1 protein-coding gene is annotated in these 282 nt (G+C 48.2%); it reads left to right on the top strand.

The features are described from left to right. The coding region (locus tag ACSNOG_RS33195; RefSeq protein ID WP_436756384.1) for a YdcF family protein at positions 1-282 on the top strand (282 nt) is incomplete at both ends.

Raw genomic sequence — 282 nt, 5'->3', positions numbered from 1 at the left:
CTTATGGAAAGGGCTGCAATGTTATTTCATCAGGGCATCGCTCCATGTATCCTGCCTTCTGGCGGCTCCACGCCGCATGTCGAAACAACGGAATGGGAGTTTCTGAGAAATGTTGGAGTTTCACTAGGCGTTCCTCCAGAATCCATCCTGAAGGAAGATAAAGCAGCGAACACCTTTGAAAATGCGCGCCTGTCACTGGAAGTATTGCAGCAACATGGTATTCATCCCAGGAAGGTTGTACTGGTCTGTAAAAACTACCATGCTCGAAGAGCGCTTTTAACC

This window comes from Streptomyces sp. URMC 124 (genome assembly GCF_051386455.1).
Lineage (GTDB): Bacteria > Actinomycetota > Actinomycetes > Streptomycetales > Streptomycetaceae > Streptomyces.
This window is presented reverse-complemented; position numbering and strand designations above follow the sequence as displayed.